A 23,328-nucleotide genomic window follows, 5' to 3' on the forward strand; every position below is an offset into this window, starting at 1 on the left:
CTGAAAGAAAAGGATTTTTGGTAAACCATTTACCTTTTACATGTGAATTCTTCATTAATTCTTGTCTTCTGGAACAAGATATTTTTGTTGTTTGGGTAGGGTGAAAAGATAAAAAAATGCAAAAATTGAAGAAACTGCTGCTATGCTGAATACCATTGGGAAATTTTCGGATTTATTGGCAAAGACATAGCCCGATACGAGGGCCCCAATACCTATTCCAGCTTCCAAGGCAATATACATGGTAGCCAAAGCCCTACCTCTAAAAGCATCCAATGATAAATCTATCGTCCATGCAGAAATTGTAGGAGAGTTCATCCCAACAGAAGCACCGAAAATTACTCCTCCGAAAAGTAACATCCCCTTGGTCTGCGCAAAAGCGATGACAAACATTGCTATGGCCATAGAGAGCGTTGCAGCTTTCATTACTGGAATTCTCCCGTATCTATCTGAGGTTTTTCCGGCGATTATCCTGATGCCAAGTGATGAAAGTGTGAATACAGCAAAGAAAAGTCCTTTGTTTTTAATACCCAAGTATTCTGAATAATCCGGTATAATTGTCAGTACTGTTCCAAATGAAAACACCGTTAACAAAAGTACCAAGGAGGGCACCAATACTCTTTTTTCTATAATTTCATGTCTATTCAATTTGAAAAGACGGATGTTCATTTTTTCTTTATCAGTTACGGTTTCTTTCAGCCTGATGATGACCAATATGGAAAGAATTGAGAAACCTGCTGAAGTATAAAATAAAGGTTGAATTCCCCATATACTGGCAATATACCCACCTAGTGCAGGACCAGCTGCCATTCCTAATGAACCAAATAGAGACTGGATACCCATAGCTTCTCCGCGACGGTTGAAAGGAACTATATCCGCGACATAAGCAGAAGTACCGGTAGGAGTGAAGCCTGTGGAAAATCCGTGAACGAATCTCAAGAAGAGAAATCCGGCTACAGAGGTGATTATGGGGTACAACAAGCTTACCACAAAGCAAATAGCCGCGCCAACTACCATAACAGGGATTCTGCCAATTTTATCTGCTAATTTACCACTGAAAGGCCTGGAAAGCCCAGCTGTCAATGTGAAAAGTGCAATAATTAAACCTTTATAATCCTCACCACCCAAGGATGTCAGGTAAGCAGGCAATTCAGGGATAATCATATTGAAGCTCGCAAAGAACAAAAAGGAACTCAGACAGAGTACAAAGAAGTTCAAATTGAAAAAAGGAGGGAGCAGTTTCATGAAGCTTTTGATCGGGGCATATAAATCAGTTCTTTACATAACTGCTGTATAAAAAAAGATTCCCAGAGCCAAAGTTCTGGAAATCTTATAGTCATTAGTCTTTACTTGCTTCTTTTTCGCTTTGAGCTAGAAGGTAAGCTTTGATGAATTCACCTAATCCGCCATCTAAGACACTTTGAGCATCAGAGGTTTCATGACCTGTTCTGGCATCCTTTACCAATTTGTATGGATGTAGTACGTAGTTTCTGATCTGGGAACCAAAGTCAATCTTCATTTTTCCGGATTCGATCTTTGCCCTTTCAGCATTCCTCTTTTCCATTTCAAGTTGATAAAGCCTAGATTTCAACATCTGCATTGCTTTTTCCCTGTTGGCAAGCTGAGATCTTTCTATCTGACAGACAACTACGATGCCTGTTGGTTTATGGGTCAACTGTACCTTGGTTTCAACCTTGTTTACATTTTGTCCTCCCGCACCTCCAGACCTGGAAGTGTGCAGCTCCACATCTGATGGATTGATTTCAATTTCAATAGAATCATCCACTACAGGATATGCATATACAGAAGCAAAAGAAGTATGTCTTCTCCCATTACTGTCGAATGGCGAAATTCTTACAAGCCTGTGTACACCGGATTCTGATTTTAGGAACCCGTAAGCTAATGGACCTTCAAATTCCAATGTCACGGATTTAATTCCGGCAACTTCGCCTTCCTGTAAGTCAACTTCACGGACTTTATAACCGTTTTTCTCTCCCCACATGATATACATTCTCATCAAGATGGATGCCCAGTCATTACTTTCTGTTCCACCTGCACCGGGATTGATTTCAAGCATGGCATTGAGTTGATCCTCTTCTTCGCCAAGCATTTTTTTCAACTCCAGGTCTTCTACTGCTTCTAGGGTTTTTTTGTATTCGGATTTGATTTCTTCTTCTGAAACCTCATCCATGTTATAGAAATCATACAAGACTTCTAAGTCTTGAATTTGAGTTTCAACGGATTCATAAGCACTTGTCCAGCCTTTTCTCATCTGGATTTGCTTCATAGATTTTTCCGCTTCGTCAGGGTTGTTCCAAAAATCGGGCTGAGCTGATACAGCCTCTAAATCTTCTATTTCAGCTTTCTTCTTATCGTAGTCAAAGATACCTCCTCAAAGCCGAAACGCGGGCTTTCAAGTCTTTCAACTGGTCTGATGTCATAATTTATTTTGTTTTTTTGAGTTGCGAAATTCGGTAAAATATTGGTCTTAACCTATTCCTTTTCATTCCTCATAAAGAATAATAAGTTGGATTTTATTTCTTCCTTTATGTCTAAATGTTTTGTACCTGACAAAGGACATGGCCAGTCCTGCGCCAAAAAGTGCTGCCGGTAATGGCCAAGAGCTTCCTAATTGGCTGAAATTCCCTTCTTGTATCAAACTTGATAAAGTAAAACCGGTCAAGAATACGATGCCACCTCCCATTCCCAGTTGAGAAATGTTGCGAAGCGTTTGATTGCGCTCATCTTTTTCAAGGATATTGACTTCAAGGATATCTTCAGGTTTGAGGATGTTTTCTTTCAATACAATAATGTCCTTCTGTATATCTACAATTACGTCTTCTAAGAAAAAGTCAAAATCGCTTATTTTATAAATAAAAAGATCCCCCACACGGTATTTGATCTGGTTTTTCTGCTTTATTCCCCTCTTCAGTAAAATAAATTTTTCTGAAACTTCCTGTGCACTAACCTCGGATTGAAAATTGACCAAGGTGAATACACAGAAAAAAAGGGTAAAAATTTTGAATTGAAGTGATTTCATAAAGAAGACAAGATGGTATGAAAGCTTGTAGGAGTGCGGTAATTTAAAAGGCCGTCCTTTGGAGAACGGCCTTTCTGTTTTATATGTTATATTTTTTTAATGTATCCGTTTTCTTACCTTTTTAAGGTTCGTTATATCATCGATTTCGTGAATATGATTTTACACTCATACCTTCTGAATCCAGCCATATGTGTCGGACTCAAGGCCATACTTGATCGCGTCCAATTTTCTCAGCACTTGGTATGAAAAAGCAGTATCGGATTTTTCCGGAAGAATATAATCTTTTCCATTTACATTGATTTTGGCAATATGTGCAATAGTAGCGGCGGTACCTGTCCCAAAGGCCTCCTGAAGTCTACCTTCCTTAAGCGCATTTTCCAATTCGTCGACTTTCAGGAAACGCTCCTCAACATTTTTTCCACTTTCTTTGGCTAATGTAAGGACAGAGTCTCGGGTAATACCTTTAAGGATGGTTCCTGTATTTACGGGTGCAGTTATCAGAGTATTGTCAATCACAAACATGACGTTCATGGTTCCACTTTCCTCTATATGTTCATGTTTTTTTCCATCTGTCCAGAGTAATTGGTCAAATCCTTCTTTTTGGGCCAATAACGCAGGGTAAAGTGACCCCGCGTAATTTCCAGCTGCTTTTGCAAAACCAGTTCCTCCTTCAATTGCTCGTGTGTATTTGGTTTCTACTTTCACACTCACTGGCTTGGAGTAATAATTTCCAACCGGGCAGGTGAAAATCATAAACTTATATTTCTGTGAGGGCCTCACGCCCAAGTAGTCATCTGTGGCAAACACGAAGGGTCGTATATACAGAGAGGCACCCGCCTTAGATGGGACCCAATCTCTATCTAAGTCAAGAAGCTGAAATAACCCCTCCATAAATATTTCTTCAGGAACTTCTGGGATACACATTCTCTCTGCAGATTCATTCAACCTCTTTTGATTGGCATCAGGCCTGAAAAGCAATATTTCTCCTTCTACATTTTTGTAGGCTTTCATTCCTTCAAAAATGGACTGACCGTAATGTAAAGTAGCGTTGGCTGGATTGAGTTGCAATGGTGCATATGGCTCAATTCTCAAATCGGTCCACTCTCCATTGACATAATCAGCTACAAACATGTGGTCACTTATGCTTTGACCAAATACAAGATTGTCAAAATCAGTCTCAGACAGCCTTGACTTTTCTACTTTTTTGATATCTATCTGCAATGTTGTTTTCATAAAGTTTAAATTCTTGGCTTCCATGTGACTTCTTCTACTCCAAGCTCTTGGCCAATAAGCCTTCCCAACACAAAAAGATAGTCTGAAAGTCTGTTTAAATATTTTACAATGATTTCATCTACTTCTTCAAATTCCATCAAATCAATCACGCATCGTTCTGTCCTTCTGCAGACTGTTCTGGCTATGTGACAGTAAGAAACTACAGGGTGTCCTCCAGGTAAAATAAAATGTCTCAACTGGGGTAATTTGGACTCCATCAAATCAATTTCTTTCTCCAACAGCTCCAGATCTTCCTCATGGATGTCGGGACGTTTTATATTTTTCTTGCCTGGTTCTGTTGCCAAGGTAGCACCAATGGTGAAAAGGCGATCCTGAACTTCTTTTAATAGAACTTCCCTTTTTTGATTGATTTCCTGATCTCGAAGTAAGCCTATAAAGCTATTGAGTTCATCCACAGTGCCGTAAGCATCTATCCTTAGATCAGCCTTCGAAACCCTTTTACCTCCTAAAAGAGAGGTTTTACCCGTATCGCCTGTTTTAGTGTAAATTTTCATAGTTTATTTTCCCGGAAAGGAAATTTAAGAAGTAATTCAGGCGCAAAAATAGCAATCTATTTGCAAAAACCGTAATGAGTGCCTATTCAGTTACAGCAATCATTTTGCCTCTCGTAGGATTTGGATTGATAGTGTCTGTTTCTACAAGCCCGTCTCTCAGCCTTACGATTCTATGCGCATAATGAGCAATATCGTCTTCATGGGTTACCATAATGATGGTGTTGCCTTTTTGATGTAGTTCATGGAAAAGCTCCATGATATCATATGATGTCTTGGTGTCTAAGTTTCCTGTAGGTTCATCAGCCAATATAATACTGGGATTATTCACCAATGCTCTTGCAATAGCCACACGTTGGCGCTGCCCCCCTGACAATTCATTGGGTTTATGATGGACTCGGTCTCCAAGTCCTACACTGTCCAATGATTTAAAAGCCATTTCTTCCCGCTCGCTTTTTCCATACCCGGCGTATATCAGCGGAAGTGCCACATTTTCAAGGCAGCTTGCTCTTGGCAAAAGGTTAAAAGTCTGAAAAACAAAGCCAATTTCCTTGTTTCGTATTTCTGCGAGTTCATTCTCCGACATATCACTGACATCCTTATTATTGAGGATATACGTTCCTGCAGTTGGCGTATCCAAACAACCAATAATGTTCATCAAAGTGGATTTTCCGGAACCCGATGGACCCATAAAGGCTACATATTCACCTTTATTGATATCAATGGAAACAGATTTAAGTGCCCTCACTTTTTCACTGCCCATCACATAAGTCTTTTGAATGTCTGTGGTTTCTATGATTTTTTTCATGCTCGAGAATTTGAGAACAAGTTAAGGTAAAAGTAATTAAAGCTAAAAGGAATTAAAGTATTTACGACGGAAGGTATTATAGGTTCTCCATCTGAAGTTTTTCTATTTGATCGGTATTGAGCCATCCTTGCATGGTTTGCAAAGCGTTACTGGCGTAATTGTCCAATCCCATTTTCCTGCTTTGTTTTACAAAATGCAACCAGATTTTCGGGTCTTTGTTGAATTGGATGGCTTCTTGAAGAATCTCATAGCGAAGCATATCTTCATCAGTTTCCTGAAATTTTTTCCAAACCAACGGAGCCATATATGCATTCCTCGTGAGTCCCGCTTGAGGCATAATGATCTCAGCAACTTTGGAAGATAGGCTTCCATTTTTATGAATAAAGTTGTACCAGCTTTGTAAATCTGAAGTATCGAAAACCCCCGAGAGAGCATCTGCAAGCGTAGGAAGTATTTTTTCAAAAGCAGATTTTTCTAGCCAATGTAGCTTGTGCGTCATTATAGCACGGGCATATTGTGCTTTGAGGGTTGGATTTTCAATCTTCCCAAAGTCGTCTATGATGGTTTCAGGAAGCGAAACATGAAACTTGGCGATCATCTCAAAAAACTCGGTTTGTTCGTTATTTCCCAGCTTTCCATTTTCATCCCAACGCATCCATTCCGGGAAGGCAATTTCAAAATTGTTCTGAAAACCTACAGCTTCTACAGGCTTTCCACCATAATATAGGATAGCAAGATGATATGGCTGTAAATTTTCGAATCCTTTTTCAACCGCCACCAATATATCTATAGCGGACTTTTCTAAGTCCCATTGCCCAGCCAAAATCTGTGCTGCTAGGGCATGATAGTATCCAGCTGAATTGGGATAAGCCATTGCCATCCCATTCAGATTTTTAAGACTTTCATTTACCATACCTTCTTGAAAAGTCCTTAAAAGACGTGACTCTTTAAAATTTCTTTCCTCAAAACTCATTTGTTGCCTAGCGATGAGACTGTCCAATAAAACCAAATCCTGCTCAATAGGGCTTTTTACCTGATTACTCCACTGATTTCTGAGGGTGGAGGTTTTGAGGTGGAAATTCTCAGGAAGATCAGCAATGTCCAAGTGAAAGGGAGCATAATCTCCTCTTTTATTGGCATACACCAGATAATTTAGCCGGTAGATTTCTTCTGTTGAGCTGGCTTCAATTTCTTCATAGAAAAGGCCATGTTTGACCTCCAGTCCAAGGGCATTGGCCTCAGCAACAGGATGATTGTCGGAGATGGACTGCATTGAAGCGATAGCATCAAGAGGCCTGTTTAATTTAGAATAAAGAAGTGCAAGATTGTTTATTAGATAAGGGTTTTCCGGATAGATTTCCAGTGCTTTTTCAAGGTAGAATACCGCATCAAATACCCTGTCCATCTGATGTAGCCTTGAACTGAGCAACAGGGTGTTTGGAATGGTCGGCGCTGCATCGAAAGCCTCATAAAGGTTTTCCATGGCCAAATTTGGCTCCCTCAACTGGAACCTCAAATGGGCTGCGGCATTCTTTGCTTTTTTATTTCTTCTAAATTGTTCCCAGCTGTTTTCATACAAAATGGCAGCTTCTAAGGGTTTACCTGTTTGGTAATAGTATTCTGCATTGATATTGGTACTTGCCGAAGAAAGCTGTATGGCAATGACAGCATCAGCAAAAACCACCAAAATCACCAATGCCATGATGGATCCTATTTTCATATGAAAATAAGCAAAAAACTGTGGCTTAAAGAGTATTTTCTCTACATCTGTTCCTGAGTTGAGTACCTGTGAAAAATTAGACATCAGATAGATGAAAAACAGTAGGGTCAACGCTATTTGACCGTAAAGAAAGAAGTGGTTGAAGAATTCATAAAGAGGCTGGTTTTCTGAAAAACCGGCTTTCCCCCAGGTCAATAAAGTAATTGCAAAAGAAACCAGGTAAAGGCTTAGTGCCAGGTCAGGGTGCCCAAAACCAGTATCTGTTTGACTGAGCTTTAGCTTAAGCACAAAATAACCCATGATACCTGATATAAACATCAGCAGAATTGGCGGTAAAGTAGGGAAGGGGAGGTTGACCTCTCCCATGATATCCAGTAGGGTAAAGAGTACTAGCAAAAAATAAAGAACGAAAACAATAAGTATATGCCATGTGATTTTCAGGGAAGTGCCTTTGTTCAGTTTGATCAAAAAAACTGAGATACCAGTGATGAAGGCATTGCCTATATGTAATAGAAACAATGCAGCGATAATGGCAGCAGGTATATTGGAGTTTTCGCTCAACCAAAGTGCAGGTTGGGCAATGTCAGAAAACGTGATCAACAAAAATAATGTTGAAGAACTGCAGAGGAAAATTAATCCAAAACGGAACGCCAAAGACCAATGCGCAGCAAAAAAGGAAATTATGACAACAGGAACAATTGTTCCTACAATTAAGGCAATCAAAGCATAATTACTAGAAATTCCGCCGATATTCAACCCGTTGATACCACTGAATGTCAAGATGAAAATCAACAAACCAGATGCACCTATGAAATACATTTTTTGCAGATCGGATACAATTGCCAGAGTCAAATTGAATAATATCCAAACCAGAGCACCATATAAAATACTGATGCTGGGAAAAGCAGAAGGAGGTAAAGATTCAAAGTTTTGGAACACCAAAAAGTTGTCCAATTGTAAAGGTATAAGCTCGTAACCTAATTGAATCAAATCAAGGGGTACTTCAGTGGCTTCCGTAAAAATCCCCGGAACTATCGGTAAAGCACCTTGATCCCAAAAGAAAAAGGCAAATAAGGAGAAAAGGCCTCCTAAAGTCGCAAACGCAATAGGGAGGCCTCTAAATAAGATTTTATCCATTTATAGGAATGGTTGTTTTTTACGGTTATTCAAGAACTTTAGGAACCCTGATGTAGTCCGAGTCTTTTTGTGGTGCATTGGAAAGTGCCTGCTCACGAGTAAGGTGTTCTCCTACTTCATCTTCACGCAACACATTTACTTCTGAGGACATAGTGGTTAACGGTTCAATATCTTCCGTATCTACTTCATTTAGTTGCTCTACCCAATCTAGAATTTGGGTCATGTCATTCTTTATTTTTTCTGCTCCAGCTTCATCAAATTCCAATCTGGATAAATGAGCCATTTTTTTAACAGTATCTAAATCTATTTTCATCTTATTTTTATTTTTTTAATCTAGGGGTAGCATACTTACCCGATTACTTTCGGAGCTATCTGATTATTTGCAAAGAAAGATTTATTATGATCAATTCCATATCTCTTACGTCTTCTTTAGGGGATTATTGTATTATCCTTTAAGAGTTGCTCTTGTATGGTGTCATGGCATTTTTGCTTCAGTTCAGCAAGCTGCTTTGAAGTCATTCCCTGCGTATTTATAGGATGGTGAATTACGATTTTTCCTTTTTTGAAGTTCAAGAGTAATTTCCCGTCATCAGGCAAAATTAAATGATTATATGATAAGGTGACAGGAATCAAGGGGATTTGTTTCTCTATAGCCAAGGTAAATGCCCCATCTTTGAATTTGCTCATGATAGGAGCAGAAGTTGTTGTAATACCCCCTTCAGGATATATCACAATGCTGCTTCCTTTGCTGATGTATTTTTTCGCCCTTATAAGAACCTCTCCCCGGCTTTTCAAACTCGAACGGTTGACTGCGATGTGTAACTTGCTGAAATAGTATCCAAAAAGTGGGATCTTTCGGATAGAGCTTTTTCCAATATAAACGACATCTCCTGGCAGAAAACCGCTCATGGCAATGTCTATATAGGAGAAGTGATTGGCAGCGTACACATATGGCTGTCCTTTTTTGATATGTTCTTTTCCTTCAATTTTGATGGGAAGAAAAATCAAGGTGAAATAAGCTTTTGCCCAAAATTGGTTGACTTTTCTTCCATAAGCTTCCCAATGTGGGATCCAGATGCAAATGACAAATACTGGGAAGAGAAGGATGAAAGTAAGCAAAAACATCAGTCCTGCGTAAATGGTATATAGCCTGCGCAGTATTATCATTCTTTGTTTATCATATGATTGGCTACTTTGATAAAATAGGACATCATTGCTTCTCTTACATTAGGGTCAATGTCAATGCTGTCCATCGCTTTGAACATACAATTGAGCCATAAGTTACGCATTTGCCCATCAATGGACCATTGAAAGTGCCTTCTTCTCAGCATAGGATGTCCTCTTTTTTCCAGGTAAGTATGTGGTCCTCCAAAGACATGAAGCAAAAAAAGGAATAGCCTTTCTTCTGCACCTGAAAGATCTTTTTCGGGATATAGCTTTCTCAAGTCTGGAGTTTGTTTTACCTGATTATAAAATTCAGTCACAAGTGTTTTAATTTTTGCTTCCCCTAATGTATCGAATATGCTCTCGCCAGAATTCATGCGACGAATGTAGGCAATGATTGTTTTTTATGGAAGTAATTATTTTCGGTGCAACTGTTTATTGCTGATCAGTTGGGTCAAGGTTTTACTCACTCAAAACAAAACTTTACACATTGAATCATTCCTCCAAACCTTATTTTTACTAAATTAGATTGGGCTAAGTAATTGATCATCAAATCATTGTTCCTCTTTAAATTTTGTGTTTTATGGAAAAGTATTTCGATTCCCACCTGCATATAACTATGAAGAGTCAGTTTTCTTTGGAAAGTGATCCTATCAACCCTTGGCGAACAATCACCTTTGCTGACATTTCCGAAGGGTTGAGTTTTTTGCAAAAATGCCTGGGGAGAGGCATGTTTGAAAAAACATTTGTGTCTCAGTCTTCTCCTGACCAATTGCTCAATGCCAATTATAATATTATTATGGCTGCACTTTTTTATCCCGATAAAGGACTCTTGAAGGCTATTCAGCAAAAGACTGTTTTTATGAATTTATTAGAAAGTAAGCAAGGGGCTGGATTTGGAAGAATACTCAATTATAAAAGGTATTTGGAATTGATCAAAGAACCCAATCCTATCAATGTGGTGAAAAATGATCTGAAGTTGTTGGAAATGAAAGACCCCCTTGGTAGGCAATATCGTTTGCTCAAAAAAAAGTCTGACTATGAACAGAACGGAAAAGATACATTGAATTTGGTTTTCACCGTTGAGGGGCTGCATTGTCTTGCTTCGGACCTCAAGGATGGTCAATTGGCAAATGATTCAGAAAAAACCATTGAAAATCTAGACCAGCTATTAAAAGAAAATCCCATCAAAATAATTTCCATTAACATCACACATATTGATAACAGCAATCAGATTTTTTGCAACCAAGCATATGCCATGGATGGGATGCGCGCAAATGGTTTTAGGGAAGTGGAACTTCGACCAACCGGTTGTGGACTGACTTCTGAAGGTGAAAAAATCATAAAAGCTTTGGATGAGCGAGGTATCCTGACCGATACCAAACATATGAGCGTGGTGGCTCGGAAGGAGCTATATCAATTCCGTAGAAAAGAGGGTATCACTTCTCCGATAATATGCTCACACGGAGGGCTGACGGGTATTTGGTTTGATCAGTCAGATGAGAAATTTACAGATTATATTTTGGAAACCCGGAAAATAGGGGGGCATCAGAGGATGAGGCTTGGGAAGCCCATTAAGTACAAAAAAGGTAAAGTTTATGACCAAATTGGATTCAATGCCAGTACCATCAATTTATTCAATGAGGATGTGAAGGAGATCTTTGACTCTAATGGTCTGCTTGGGATTTCTCTAGATCAAAGGGTATTGGGCTATTCTGGAGTATTCAAGACAGGTACAGGTCATATTACAAATAATGTCCTTACCGGTTCTGCAGGGATTTGGTCAGGGATCAATTGGGTGACAGACACGGATTTCGTCTCCTTGGAAGAGTTTAAAGATAGAGGGTTTCGTAGCGAAAGACCTTTCGGTTTTGCTTGGAGGAATTGTGTCGATGCAGATGCATTGGACAAACTGGTCAATAAGAATATCAACAATGTCAGGGAAATTCATTTTCTGCATTTTGCCTTTCATATCCTTCACTGTATGGTTCTTGGAAGACAATGGGACAGCAGAAATGGTGTTGAAAAAATGCTCAGTCAGGTATTGTGCATTGGTTCCGATTATGACGGAATGATTGAAAGTATTTATTCTGCCAAAGATGCTACTGAAATTCACCTGCTCAGGGAAAAGTTTATTAAGGATTTTCCAGGCATATTAAAAGAAAACAAAATAGATCTTCCTCAGGGTATGTCTATAAGAAGCGCTGCCGATAGGATATTTTTTGAAAATGGAAGGGATTTTGTGTTGAGTAGGTTATAAAAATTTATCTTTTCATAAAGATTCCACGTCTTTCCAAAATGAAACTTTTATCCAGTTTATAACCGGTTTTAACTGGTCTAAATTTCTAGTTTTCGCAATTGATACTAAAGCGACAAAATACCGCCAAATAGTATAAGCAGCTGATTAGTATTGGCTCATTATTTATCCCTTTTTCACCTTTAAAGACGTCCCCTCAGTACTGATGATCTTTACTTTTTCACCTTTATCTATGAATTCGCCTCTGGAATAAGCATCATAGACCTCACCTTCAATTTCTATCTTTCCACTAGGCATCAATCTAGTATGTGCAATTCCTTCTTTGCCCATTAGGTCATCACCATAAGAAGTAGAGGTGTACCCTTCGTCCCTCCTCTGGGTAGAAGCCAAGGCTATAGAACTAAATGCACTCCATTGATTTACTTTTGGTGCAAAAAAGAATATGAGTCCAATGGCTGTCACAGCAGCAAGAATGACTGTAAGGAGTGCTGCAAAAAGATCTCCTGAAGGCACAAAAGTGAAATCAAAAGCATCATTGGGTACCATACCCAAGGTCAGTCCTGTAAGTATGCCGATTATTCCCAAAATCCCAAAAACCCCAAAACCCGGGAGTACAAATACCTCTACCAAAAGTAATATACAGCCCAAAATAAAGACTGCAATCTCCCAGTTTTGAGCCAAGCCAATCAGGTAATAAGGTATAAAATATAACACTATGGCAATAATGGATGCTGCTAAAGGAAAGCCTACCCCAGGTGTCTGAATTTCAAAGTATATTCCGGCAAAAATAATCAGTATCAAAAACCCGCTAACAGCCGGATTCAAGAAAAAGGCAATTATATTTTCTGCACTTGAGGTTTTGTATTCAATGAGTTCAAAATCTTCTATTCCCTGCTTGGCAATTACTTCTTCTAAAGAATTCGCCTGTCCTTCAGAAAATCCATTTGCGATCGCCTCAGAAACTGAAAATGTGATGACTGTGCCTTTTTCACTTACCCCTTCAACTTCCAGCTTTTCATCTACCATGGCCTCAGCAATTTTAGGATCTCTTCCTTTTGCTTCCGCGGTACTCCTCATCATGGAGCGCATGTAAGATTGGTACTTGTCAGGAGCAGCATCTCCTCCGCCACCCATAACTACTGTTGCTGCCCCAATACTCGCTCCTGGAGCCATATAAATGCTATCACAGGCAATGGAAATTAAGGCTCCAGCTGAAGCAGCGTCTTTATTGATCCAAACATGAATTGGTTTTTTTTCCTCCAATATCATGGTCCTGATGTCATCAGCATCATTTACCGCTCCACCATAGGTATCCATTTCAATAATGATCAAGTCTGCTTTTTTATCTTTTGCATCCTCTAAAGCCAACCTGACTTTTCTATTCATTCTTGGATCAATATTGTCATCTATTTTGAAAGTATAGACCTTTTTGATACCAGATTCCAAACTATCGGCCTCCTGAGCCAAAAGTGAAAAAGGTAAAAGTAAAAAAGAAAAAATCAGGGTTAACAGAACTTGCTTCATTGAATTTTGATTTGATAATTGAAATATAGTAATAATCGTGGATATCCTAATTTCGGGATTGCCGTTATACGCATATAAGGGAAACCAATCTCCCTATTGCTTGTTCATTTCCTTGCAATTGATAAAATTAATCTGAAATTTGTGCGTAAATATTACCCCATTTAAGTTTATGAAGAAATTATTGGTTCTCAGTTTTGCATTTCTTTCAATCTACCAAGTAAATGCCATGGAAATAGTCCCCATGGACTCAGTAGGTGTTGAAAAGGTCGGTGACAAGACCTTTATCATCCACGAGGTCGGGCAAGGCGAGACGCTTTTTGGGATTTCCAGAAGGTACGAAGTAGCAGTTAACGATCTCCTCCAGAACAACAGCAAGTTGCAGGAAGGATTGAAAATGGGTCAGAGGGTCAGAATCCCTTATGTGGAAAAGGAGGCATTGCCTGAAGGTTCCACTTTACATAAAGTGGCACCCGGTGAAACTCTTTTTGCCATTTCAAAAAGATACAATGCCTCTGTTAGTGAGGTTATGGAATGGAATAGTCTTAAAGGAAATGACCTGAGTGTAGGTCAAGCTTTGGTAATTAAAAATCAAAAAGCAGCAGAGACAAAACCTGCCGAGCCTGTGGCAGCAAGCCCACAGCCAGCCGCTAATCCTGCCCAAAGCAGTACATCCAAGGAAACTGCCAAGACAAGTCCGCCTCCGATGGAAAAGCCAAAAGAAGAGATAAAAGCTGAAGTGAAGAAGGAAACTCCCGCTCCACAAACAGCATCGCCGAGCCAACCTGCTCCCGCAGCATCAAAAGCGACTCCAAATACTTCTAAAGCACTTCCAGGCGATTGGATTACCCATACGGTAGAACAAGGGGAAACTTTGTTTTCCATAGCCAAAAAATATGAAGCACGAATTGATGATGTCATTTCATGGAATGCACTTTCATCAAATAACCTTGCGGCTGGTCAGAAGCTCAAAGTGGGAAGAGAACCTGCAGAATCTTCAAAAGTACCGGTAGTATCCTCTTCAGTTCCCATTGTAGTCAACAATGAGAAAAAAGAAGGTGAGTTAGTCAGTAATGAAAAGGAAGAGGAAGAAAGTACTGCATACAAAAATGTGAAGCAGACAGGTTTAGCGGAGGTAATTGAAGGAACAGGGAACCATAAGAAATACCTGGTACTTCACAGAGATGCACCAGTTGGTACCATAATGAGAGTAAGGAACGAGGAAAATGATCAAACTATTTTTGCCAGGGTGGTAGGGAAGCTTCCTGACACAGGAGACAACAACCGTTTGGTTATCAAATTATCCAAAGCTGCTTATGATCAATTGAGAGCTGTGAATTCTAGGTTTCCGGTAGAAATATCATATTGATGTACAATGAAATTCGTTTAAAAGCCTGATCAAAATACTTTTAGATCAGGCTTTTTCATGGGCAGACACTTGGCCTGCTTTTGTTAATTCCACTCCCAGCACCTACCTTTGTAGAAGTATTTGCTTCCTATGAATAAAATTTCCATCATCTTTCATCATATTTTTCGCCATATCTGGAATGCGCTGTTTGTAATATCATATCCTGTCTTGGCTACTTTTGGCTTAATATTTATTGGTGTGACTTACGTGTTTTCTGCATTGTCTAAAATACTTACCAAGATCAGACCTGAATCGGATGAATCAGAAAAAGTGTATCAAGGTGGCTGGGAAATTCTTCCAAACACCAATAACTTACTTGAAGCCAAGGTCCATAAGCAGATTATGTTCGGACCCACCTGCTTCCAATTGAGAAGAAAAGATGGAGTCCCTTCCGTTTTGGAAGATTATATTTTCGGAGGTAAAGTGAGATTTATAGATGAAGGTGTATTACTGGAAAAATGGAATGCTTTGGATTCAAAAGATCTGCCAGATTTTGATATTTGCCTTTATGATCCGGATAGTGACCGCTTGAATTCATTGACTAATATTAAGTGTTTTGATTGGCATTTGTCTGAGAGGGAAGAAAACAACTTGATGTTCAAATGGTTTGACGGCACACAGGGAGGAGAAGTTAAAGTAGCGCTTTAATGAATTTAAAAGAATTTTTGGATGCCAAAGTTGCGCAGTACAATCAACCAGATTTTATAGAGCTGGATCCGATTTCAATCCCGCATCGCTTTTCCAAAAAAGAAGATATAGAGATTACTGCTTTTTTTTCAGCTACATTGGCTTGGGGCCAAAGGAAAACTATCATCAATAAATGTTTGGAGCTTTTCCAAATGATGGATAATGCTCCATATGAGTTTATGATGCACCATCAGGATACTGACCTAAAGCCATTATTGGCATTTAAGCACAGGACCTTCAATGATATTGATACCTTATATTTTGTAGCATTCTTTTCGTGGTTTTATAGGAATCACAAAAGTCTTGAAGAAGCATTTATTGTAGGTTGGCACGATGGTCAGGATGTGATGGCAACGTTACTTTCCAATTTCCATAATTTCTTTTTTCAGTTGTCAGATGCTCCGCAGCGAACCCGTAAGCACGTAGCAACCCCCCAAAGAAAAGCAGCTTGTAAACGTATCAATATGTTTTTGAGGTGGATGGTAAGGAAGGACAAAAATGGAGTAGATTTTGGAATTTGGAATAAGATCAAACCATATCAACTGATATGTCCCTGTGACCTGCACGTGGATAGAGTGGGTAGAAAACTAGGACTGATCACCCGTAAACAAACCGACTGGTGGACTGCACAGGAATTGACTGCGGAGCTGAGAAAATTTGACCAAGCTGATCCGGTGAAATATGACTTTGCACTTTTTGGACTGGGCGTGGAGGAAAAGTTTTAAGTTTTAGAAGTATTAACCGATAAACAATACAAAACGAGCATAAAAAAATCCCTGACCAGCAAGTCAGGGATTTTGATTAATGGATATTTCAATCAAAGTTTTCCTTATTTGATAATAAGTCAACTATGAGTGAGTGAATATCGAAATCCTATACTTTAATTGATTTCCACTTTCTCAATTTCTTTGAAAATATCAATTGGAGTCGACTTGACTTTTTCCTGAAAGCTCTTCCATTCTCCCTGAATAAACCCACTCCATACTTCAATTGCTTCTTGAGCACTTTCCTTAGCATGATCCAAGAGACGTTTTTCGGTCGCTCCCGGTGCCGAATAGGATGAGCCGGCATAGCTTCTTGGTGCATAGAGCCTGTTCATGGTGGTAGGGAAGAGATTTCTTATAATTCCCTGACCTTCCATGGTAGGGCCATAAAAGGCCTCCCTGGTTTTGTCAATGTCCTTTTTGATTTCTTTAGCTGCTTCATTGAGTGCTTTTATTTCTTCACCCTCTAAGTCCTTGGTATAGGCAAGGATTTTATCAACGGTTTCCTTAGCTTCCTCAAGTTGCCTTGTAGCTTTCATTACCTCTGCACCTAATTGCTCCACAGATTTGACAAATGTTTCTCTGGCGCGTAAATCTGCTAAGCTTGTTTCGATCCTAGGATCTGTATTGACATTAATGGAAGTTTCTGAACTTTCATCACCATAACTAAACATTACCTTATAGGTACCAGGCAGTGCAGGCCCTCCACTTGGCTCATTGAATCCAGATCGATTTCCTCCTCTTGTTCCTCCTCTTCCCATTGGAATATCCACAGAAGATTTACGGTCAAGGTTCCAAATGATTCGGTTTACACCATGTTTTGGGATAGTTTTTAGTGTTCTGATTTGCTCGCCTGATGAATCAAATATTGCTACAGTCACAGTATCATACTTTTCCTTTCCGGGATCATTAAGAATAAAGTGAAGCCTTCCACCAAATGCTCTGTTTTCTCCTGCATACTTACCGTCAGCGGGGAATCTCTCGCCATGTGGCTGATGGATTTCAGCTTGATAGGCATCAGATGGCTCAATTGCTGTTATTATTGAAGATGGGGCTTTTCCTTGATTTTTGGCAAATGCCCTCAATGGTCTGATATCGTCGAGGACATAAATGGATCTTCCAAAAGTACCTATGACCAAGTCAGCCTCTCTTTCCTGAATTACCATGTCATAAGTGGATACTGCATTAGGATAGCCATGCCTCCATTGGTTCCATGTTTTGGCGCCATCAAAGCTTAGATAAAGGCCAAATTCAGTACCTAGAAATACGAGATTTGCTTCTTCTGGATCCTGAACCATTGAAATGGTATAGCCCCAAACTTTGGAGTCATCAACAATCCTTTCGTAGCTGTTGCCATAATCTTTGGTACGGTATGCATAAGCTGAAAAATCATTGTTTCTGTAATTATTGGCAATTATCCAGGCCTCACCTGCGTCATATTTGGACGCTTGAATTTGTGGAATCCAACTGGCCTTTGGCAAGCCTGTCAATTTAGATGAGGTATTGTTCCAGGTTTTACCACCATCCATGGTTACCTGCACATTGCCGTCATCTGTTCCTACCCAGATGACATCAGGATTAATTGGGCTTGGAGCAATCGTAATTATTGTAGTGTGATTTTCTGCCCCTGTAATATCATAAGTCAGCCCACCTGTTTCCTGTTGTTTTTGTTTCTCTGGATCATTTGTTGTCAGGTCAGGGGAAATGATCTCCCAAGTCTCACCCCTATCAGTACTCTTATGTAGGAACTGGCTACCGTAGTAAATCGTACCGGCATCATGTGTGGACTGCGCAAGTGCAGCATTCCAATTGAACCTAAGGAAAACATCCTTGTCAGGATGTGTAGGTTTGATGACCCTATTGTGTCCTGTGAGCTTGTCAAAACGAGTGATATTCCCTCCTTGAGACATTGAATATCCATATCTTGAGTCTTCAGGATCGGATACCACATCAAAGCCATCTCCAAACTGGATTTCTTGCCAGTAGGTATTTCTGATACCGTCCCTTCTCCAAACGTAAGCAGGTCCTACCCAACTTCCATTATCCTGAAGACCTCCATAAATATTATACGGGAGCTCATTGTCTACATTGATATGATACCATTGTCCTACGGGTATGTTTTCTGCAAAATACCAAGTTTTGCCTCCATCTCTCGTGATGTTCAATCCCCCATCATTTCCATCCACCATAAAGTTGGGGTCGTGAGGGTTGATGTACCAAGCATGATGGTCAGGGTGCACACCCTGATAGGTAAGAAGTTGTTCAAAGGTTCTTCCTCCATCCTCTGTCATTCCCACTCTTGAATACAGGGTGTAAAGCCTGTCTGGGTTTTTTGGATCTGCGTGGATTTCAAAGTAATAAAAAGGTCTGTCTCCTATTTCTGGTTTATCATTGACCATTTTAAAACTGTCTCCACCATCATTCGAAACATACAGTGCATTTTTAGAAGATTCGACCAATGCATAGACCTTTTCACTATTCGCTTTGGATATGGCAAGTCCCATTCTTCCGAGTTCACCTTTCGGTAATCCATTTTTCTCATCCAGTTTTTTCCAATTGTCTCCACCATCATGAGTCACGTATAAGCCTGATGATGGGCCACCTGATTCAAAAAACCAAGGATATCTCCTGTGCTGCCACATATTGACGAAAAGCTTGTTTGGGTTATTTTGGTCCATAATCATTTCTCCCACACCTGTTTTCGTGTCTGTATAAAGGATTTTTTCCCAAGTTTTTCCACCATCTGTGGTTTTATAGACACCTCTTTCTTCGTGTTCACCCCATGGTGATCCTATTGCTCCCACAAACACCGTGTTTGGGTCATCCGGGTGTACAATGATTCTATGCACAGCTCTGGTTTTTTCCAAGCCCATCAATTCCCAGGTTTTTCCGGCATCTAAAGAGCGATAAACCCCATATCCCATATTGAGAGAGTTTCTTGGGTTGCCTTCACCTGTACCCAGCCAAATGATATTTGGATTTTTTTGGTAAATGGAAATAGCTCCAATCGAATGGACTTTTTCTTCATCAAAAATAGGAGTCCAAGAAATGCCACCCGAAGTGGACTTCCATAAGCCACCTGATGCAGATCCTGCATAAATAATATTAGGGTTATCATCTACAGCGTCCACTGCAGTGATCCTGCCACTCATGCCAGCAGGGCCTACAGCTCTGGCTTTCATTACTTCAAATTGGGACATGTCTACCTGCTGAGCTAAAAGAGGTGATTGGGTTCCACCTATCAAAAGCAGGAAAAAGCATGAAGCCCAAAAAAGGATCTTGCTTAAGTAAAGTTTTGTTTCCATGTATAAATGTTATTGTGTTGGTATTATATATCAAATACTTATATAAAAACCAATGAAAATATGTTTTTCATGCTAAAGGGAAAATATGGTTTTAAATGGTTTTTAAAGTTGTGTTGTTTTTGGCCCTAAAGATATATTTTCTTTTTTCCGATTTTGATGACAGGTTTGGGCAGTTTAGCTTTTTGATTTATTTTACACGCAAAAACCAAATAACACATGATAAAGAGATTAGGGTTAAGTGTCTTTTTAATGACTTTGGCAGGAGTTTTTACTTTTGCTAATGCTCAAAAAGACCGCTGGCAACAGAAAGTAAAATATGAAATGGATGTCACGATGGATGTGGAATCCAATACGTATCAGGGAAAACAAAAATTACATTATATCAATAATTCTCCGGATACACTTTTTAGGGCATTTTATCATCTGTATTATAATGCTTTTCAGCCAAATAGCATGATGGATGTGAGGTCTAGGACAATTGCAGATCCAGACAGGAGAGTAGGGGATAGGATCAAAAACCTGACGCCTGAAGAAATTGGAATTTTGGAGGTTAAAACCCTTAAAATGGAAGGTCAGGATGCAAAGTTTGTACATGAGGAAACAATTCTGGAGGTAGACTTACCAAGACCGATTTTGCCTGGTGAAACAGTAGTTTTTGATATGGATTTTGAGGGGCAGGTTCCATTACAGGTTAGAAGGGCTGGAAGAGATAATGCTGAAGATATTCGTTATTCTATGGCACAATGGTATCCCAAAATGGCTGCCTACGATGTCAGAGGCTGGCATGCAAACCCTTACATCGGAAGGGAATTTTATGGGAATTTCGGTGAATTTGATGTTAAAATCACCATAGACAAAGAGTATATCCTTGGTGGGACAGGCTATCTTCAAAATGCCAATGAAATCGGTCATGGTTATGAAGATGAGGGAGTAAATTTGCCTTCACCAAGTGGGAAGACATTGACCTGGCATTTTTATGCTCCTGATGTTCATGATTTTATGTGGGCAGCTGATCCAAAATTCACCCATGACAAGTATCAGATGGAAAATGGGCCCATGGTTCATTTGCTTTATGTGAAAAACGAAAAGACTGAAGAGAATTGGGGTAAGCTGATGGATTATACAGTAAATGCCATCAGGTTTATGAGTGATAATTTTGGTGAATACCCGTATGATCAATATTCAGTGATTCAAGGAGGAGATGGAGGAATGGAATATCCTATGTCAACTTTGATCACAGGACACAGAAACCTGAGAAGCTTGGTGGGCGTGACGGTTCATGAATTGATTCATAGCTGGTATTACGGAGTACTGGGATTCAATGAATCCTCAGAACCTTGGCTGGATGAAGGCTTTACCACTTGGGGTACCAATGTGGTCATGGATGCTGTTTTTGATAAGAGCGAAAACTTTATTCAGGAAGGTAATTACAGGTCATATTTCAGGTTGGCTTCAGCAGGTTATGAAGAGCCATTGACCACGCATGGAGATCATTACAACTTGAATTCTGCGTATGGTCCAGGTACCTATTCCAAAGGTGCTGTATTTGTAGAGCAGCTAGCATATATCATGGGAAAGAAAAACTTTGACCGAGCCATGTTGCGATTGTGGGATGAGTATAAATTTAAGCATCCAAATGGAAATGACGTGATCAGGGTTATGGAAAAAACCAGTGGTTTGGAATTGGATTGGTATTACGACTATTTCATTGCCTCTACAAAAACCATTGATTATGGAGTCAAAAATGTTGAGGCTGCTGGTGAGAAGCGTACTAAAATATCTCTTGAAAGAGTCGGTTTGACACCCATGCCTTTGGACGTGGTGGTAACGTATCAAGACGGTAGCCAAGAAATGATTTATATGCCATTGGTGATCATGAGAGGTGAAAAGCCAGAAGAAGAAGGAATGCCTGAGCGGATAAAAACCCAAAAATGGCCTTGGACAAGTTTATCCACGGAAGTGACTATAGATAGGTCTATTTCTGAAATCAAATCAGTGGAAATCGATCCAAGTCAAAGATTGGCGGATATCAATAGAGCAAACAATAAATTTGAAGTTTCAGTGGAAATGGAAAAAAAATAAAATTAAAATTAAAAGGATAGTCCTATAAGCCGTTGGAGAGACATCTTCAGCGGCTTATTCATTTTTTCTTAACAAAGAGTTAGTTGTGTTTTGTTCGTTTACCTTTATTTTTACAATTCATAAGATGTTTATATAATGAATTCTGTAAAAAAAGTTGTTTTAGGATTAATTTCTATTGTTTTAATGCTATCCTGTCAAGAGGTGGAGGAGCCGGTTCAGGCAGATAAAGAGATCGAATTAGAAAAATTTCAAAGATTTGATAATTTCAATTTTAGGGGACAAAACTCCAATGTTACCCGAATCAGAACAATAGGTGATCGATTGTATTATGCTCACCGAATCAATCCTGGTTATTTAACAACAGACTTGGAGGCACAGCAATTGAGTGGTTGGAGAGACAATTTGCTTGAGTTTAGGCAAAGTTTATCTAGCGATTATATAGCTGCAGTAGACAGAAGTCTTCGTGGGTTTAATATTTACGATACTGGAGGAAACAGAAACTTGGGCTTTTTAAGCTTAGATAACTTACTCGAGGATTTGGAGGGGCATAAAACTGTTTCCCTTAATATAAATAGCCTGGGTAATTTTGAAATAAATGACGGGAAAATGCTGGCTAATATCCACATCGTTGGCAGTCCTTTTTCGAGAAATAGCGCTTATATATTTGACTTAGAAAAGAATACGATCTTTAATGGAGTTTTACCCAATAAGGACGTGTTAAAAGTCGATTTCCCCGAGAATACTCATAGGAGCGATGGTGACAGGATATTTAAAGTCAATGCTTTTAGGGATGGCTGGATTGCTTCTGCTTCAACCGGAGATCTCAATTCATCCCCTAATTACCTTATTTCAAAAGATGGATCGGTAAAGAATTTCACCTTGAACGACAGGCCAAATGCAGTCTATATGGGTCATGAATTTACATCCGATGGAAAGTTGATCATGAATGTTGAAAGGCATATTTATATCTCGGAAAGTGGGAAAGTTGAAGATTTAAAACCACATATTTCCATTGATAATTTTTTCAATATGCGTCTGATTGACGATAGAATGGTGATCTGGAATAATAGAGGTGCGCGTTTTTATGAAGTTGAAAATTTTGATTCCCATGATCCGGAAATTTTCAATATCAGAAAGTTGAACAATGAAGGAATTGAAAAATCAGGAATTAATGAATTAGAGTTGTTTAATGGGAAAGTTTTTGCAGCCACGAGTCAAGGCTTATTTACTAAAAGCTTGGAAAATTTTTGGGATTCAGCTCCTGAGCCTGAGGAGGAAGATGCTCAAGGGAAAGCGTTTTTGGAAGGGATAGAGTTATTGACAAATTAATTTTGAAAGCATAAAAAAAGGTGATCAAATTGACCACCTTTTTTTATGCTTTCTTTTCTGATAAAATCATCCAGCATTTTTCTTATCCTGTACTTCTTTTCGGATATCCTGTGCCATAGTTTTTAGATCCTGCATACCTTTTCTCACCCTAGTTCCAGCTGCTTGGTTTCCTTTTTCATAGAATTTCTCGAAGTCATCCTCAAGGCCCATTACTAGACCTTTTATTTCGTCAAATCTGCTCATAATAAAAGTTAATTTTTAGGTTGATGATAATTTTAATTTACCGTTCAATATAGGTAAAATGTTTAAAAAACAACAGAATAAA

General features: G+C 39.3%; 19 protein-coding genes. 6 read left to right on the top strand and 13 right to left on the bottom strand.

The annotated features are described in order from the left end of the window. Positions 1 to 54: 54 nt before the first annotated feature. The 10 genes from EA341_RS14085 to EA341_RS14130 all read right to left on the bottom strand — a co-directional run bounded on the left by EA341_RS14085 (position 55) and on the right by EA341_RS14130 (position 10,027). A complete protein-coding gene (locus EA341_RS14085) occupies positions 55 to 1,242 on the bottom strand; it encodes an MFS transporter (protein WP_293015684.1) in 1,188 nt (395 codons plus the stop codon). Positions 1,243 to 1,336: 94 nt separating this feature from the next. Continuing rightward, positions 1,337 to 2,438, bottom strand: a protein-coding gene (gene prfB / locus EA341_RS14090; protein WP_293015685.1) for a peptide chain release factor 2 whose coding sequence is annotated in 2 segments (ribosomal slippage) — positions 1,337 to 2,377 and positions 2,379 to 2,438 — 1,101 coding nt in all. Because the reading frame shifts where the segments join, the coding sequence is not laid out codon by codon here. 62 nt (positions 2,439 to 2,500) lie between these two features. Beyond that, a complete protein-coding gene (locus tag EA341_RS14095; RefSeq protein WP_293015686.1) occupies positions 2,501 to 3,037 on the bottom strand; it encodes a hypothetical protein in 537 nt (178 codons plus the stop codon). A 165-nt stretch (positions 3,038 to 3,202) separates the two neighbouring features. Then, complete coding sequence (locus tag EA341_RS14100; RefSeq protein WP_293015688.1) at positions 3,203 to 4,270, bottom strand: branched-chain amino acid aminotransferase; 1,068 nt, start codon at positions 4,268 to 4,270, stop codon at positions 3,203 to 3,205. A 5-nt stretch (positions 4,271 to 4,275) separates the two neighbouring features. Then, the gene (locus EA341_RS14105; RefSeq protein ID WP_293015690.1) at positions 4,276 to 4,824 is read right to left on the bottom strand and encodes a cob(I)yrinic acid a,c-diamide adenosyltransferase; all 549 of its coding nucleotides are present in this window, start codon (positions 4,822 to 4,824) and stop codon (positions 4,276 to 4,278) included. An 82-nt stretch (positions 4,825 to 4,906) separates the two neighbouring features. Continuing rightward, a complete protein-coding gene (locus EA341_RS14110) occupies positions 4,907 to 5,629 on the bottom strand; it encodes an ABC transporter ATP-binding protein (protein ID WP_293015692.1) in 723 nt (240 codons plus the stop codon). A 76-nt stretch (positions 5,630 to 5,705) separates the two neighbouring features. Then, complete coding sequence (locus EA341_RS14115; protein ID WP_293015693.1) at positions 5,706 to 8,486, bottom strand: tetratricopeptide repeat protein; 2,781 nt, start codon at positions 8,484 to 8,486, stop codon at positions 5,706 to 5,708. A gap of 25 nt (positions 8,487 to 8,511) precedes the next feature. After that, complete coding sequence (gene gatC, locus EA341_RS14120) at positions 8,512 to 8,799, bottom strand: Asp-tRNA(Asn)/Glu-tRNA(Gln) amidotransferase subunit GatC (protein ID WP_293015694.1); 288 nt, start codon at positions 8,797 to 8,799, stop codon at positions 8,512 to 8,514. 116 nt (positions 8,800 to 8,915) lie between these two features. Continuing rightward, the gene (locus EA341_RS14125) at positions 8,916 to 9,653 is read right to left on the bottom strand and encodes a 1-acyl-sn-glycerol-3-phosphate acyltransferase (protein ID WP_293015695.1); all 738 of its coding nucleotides are present in this window, start codon (positions 9,651 to 9,653) and stop codon (positions 8,916 to 8,918) included. Beyond that, positions 9,650 to 10,027, bottom strand: coding sequence for a cyanoglobin (locus EA341_RS14130; RefSeq protein WP_293015696.1), 378 nt, complete (start codon positions 10,025 to 10,027; stop codon positions 9,650 to 9,652). The genes EA341_RS14125 and EA341_RS14130 overlap by 4 nt, the downstream gene beginning before the upstream one ends. A gap of 206 nt (positions 10,028 to 10,233) precedes the next feature. Here EA341_RS14130 and EA341_RS14135 point away from each other — a divergent pair, with 206 nt between their 5' ends. Further along, positions 10,234 to 11,910, top strand: a complete 1,677-nt coding sequence (locus EA341_RS14135; protein WP_293015697.1) for a membrane dipeptidase — start codon at positions 10,234 to 10,236, stop codon at positions 11,908 to 11,910. A 162-nt stretch (positions 11,911 to 12,072) separates the two neighbouring features. Here EA341_RS14135 and EA341_RS14140 read toward each other — a convergent pair whose 3' ends face one another. Then, positions 12,073 to 13,431, bottom strand: a complete 1,359-nt coding sequence (locus EA341_RS14140) for an NfeD family protein (RefSeq protein ID WP_293015698.1) — start codon at positions 13,429 to 13,431, stop codon at positions 12,073 to 12,075. Positions 13,432 to 13,600: 169 nt separating this feature from the next. Between EA341_RS14140 and EA341_RS14145 the strand changes: the two genes are divergently transcribed. The 3 genes from EA341_RS14145 (at position 13,601) to EA341_RS14155 (ending at position 16,248) form a co-directional block, all read left to right on the top strand. Beyond that, positions 13,601 to 14,797: a LysM peptidoglycan-binding domain-containing protein gene (locus tag EA341_RS14145; RefSeq protein WP_293015699.1), complete on the top strand. Its 1,197-nt coding sequence runs from the start codon at positions 13,601 to 13,603 to the stop codon at positions 14,795 to 14,797. Positions 14,798 to 14,926: 129 nt separating this feature from the next. Then, positions 14,927 to 15,484, top strand: a complete 558-nt coding sequence (locus tag EA341_RS14150) for a hypothetical protein (RefSeq protein ID WP_293015700.1) — start codon at positions 14,927 to 14,929, stop codon at positions 15,482 to 15,484. Next, positions 15,484 to 16,248, top strand: coding sequence for a TIGR02757 family protein (locus tag EA341_RS14155; protein ID WP_293015701.1), 765 nt, complete (start codon positions 15,484 to 15,486; stop codon positions 16,246 to 16,248). The genes EA341_RS14150 and EA341_RS14155 overlap by 1 nt, the downstream gene beginning before the upstream one ends. A gap of 155 nt (positions 16,249 to 16,403) precedes the next feature. Here the strand turns inward: EA341_RS14155 and EA341_RS14160 are convergent, their stop codons facing one another. Next, positions 16,404 to 19,487: a hypothetical protein gene (locus EA341_RS14160; protein WP_293015721.1), complete on the bottom strand. Its 3,084-nt coding sequence runs from the start codon at positions 19,485 to 19,487 to the stop codon at positions 16,404 to 16,406. A gap of 321 nt (positions 19,488 to 19,808) precedes the next feature. Between EA341_RS14160 and EA341_RS14165 the strand changes: the two genes are divergently transcribed. Further along, entirely contained in the window at positions 19,809 to 21,674 is a 1,866-nt protein-coding gene (locus tag EA341_RS14165) for a M1 family metallopeptidase (RefSeq protein ID WP_293015703.1), read from the top strand. Positions 21,675 to 21,809: 135 nt separating this feature from the next. Continuing rightward, positions 21,810 to 23,003, top strand: coding sequence for a hypothetical protein (locus EA341_RS14170; protein WP_293015705.1), 1,194 nt, complete (start codon positions 21,810 to 21,812; stop codon positions 23,001 to 23,003). A gap of 66 nt (positions 23,004 to 23,069) precedes the next feature. Here the strand turns inward: EA341_RS14170 and EA341_RS14175 are convergent, their stop codons facing one another. Continuing rightward, a complete protein-coding gene (locus EA341_RS14175; RefSeq protein ID WP_293015707.1) occupies positions 23,070 to 23,246 on the bottom strand; it encodes a histone H1 in 177 nt (58 codons plus the stop codon). Positions 23,247 to 23,328: the final 82 nt, after the last annotated feature.

Source organism: Mongoliibacter sp., assembly GCF_007692705.1.
Classification (GTDB): Bacteria; Bacteroidota; Bacteroidia; order Cytophagales; family Cyclobacteriaceae; genus Mongoliibacter.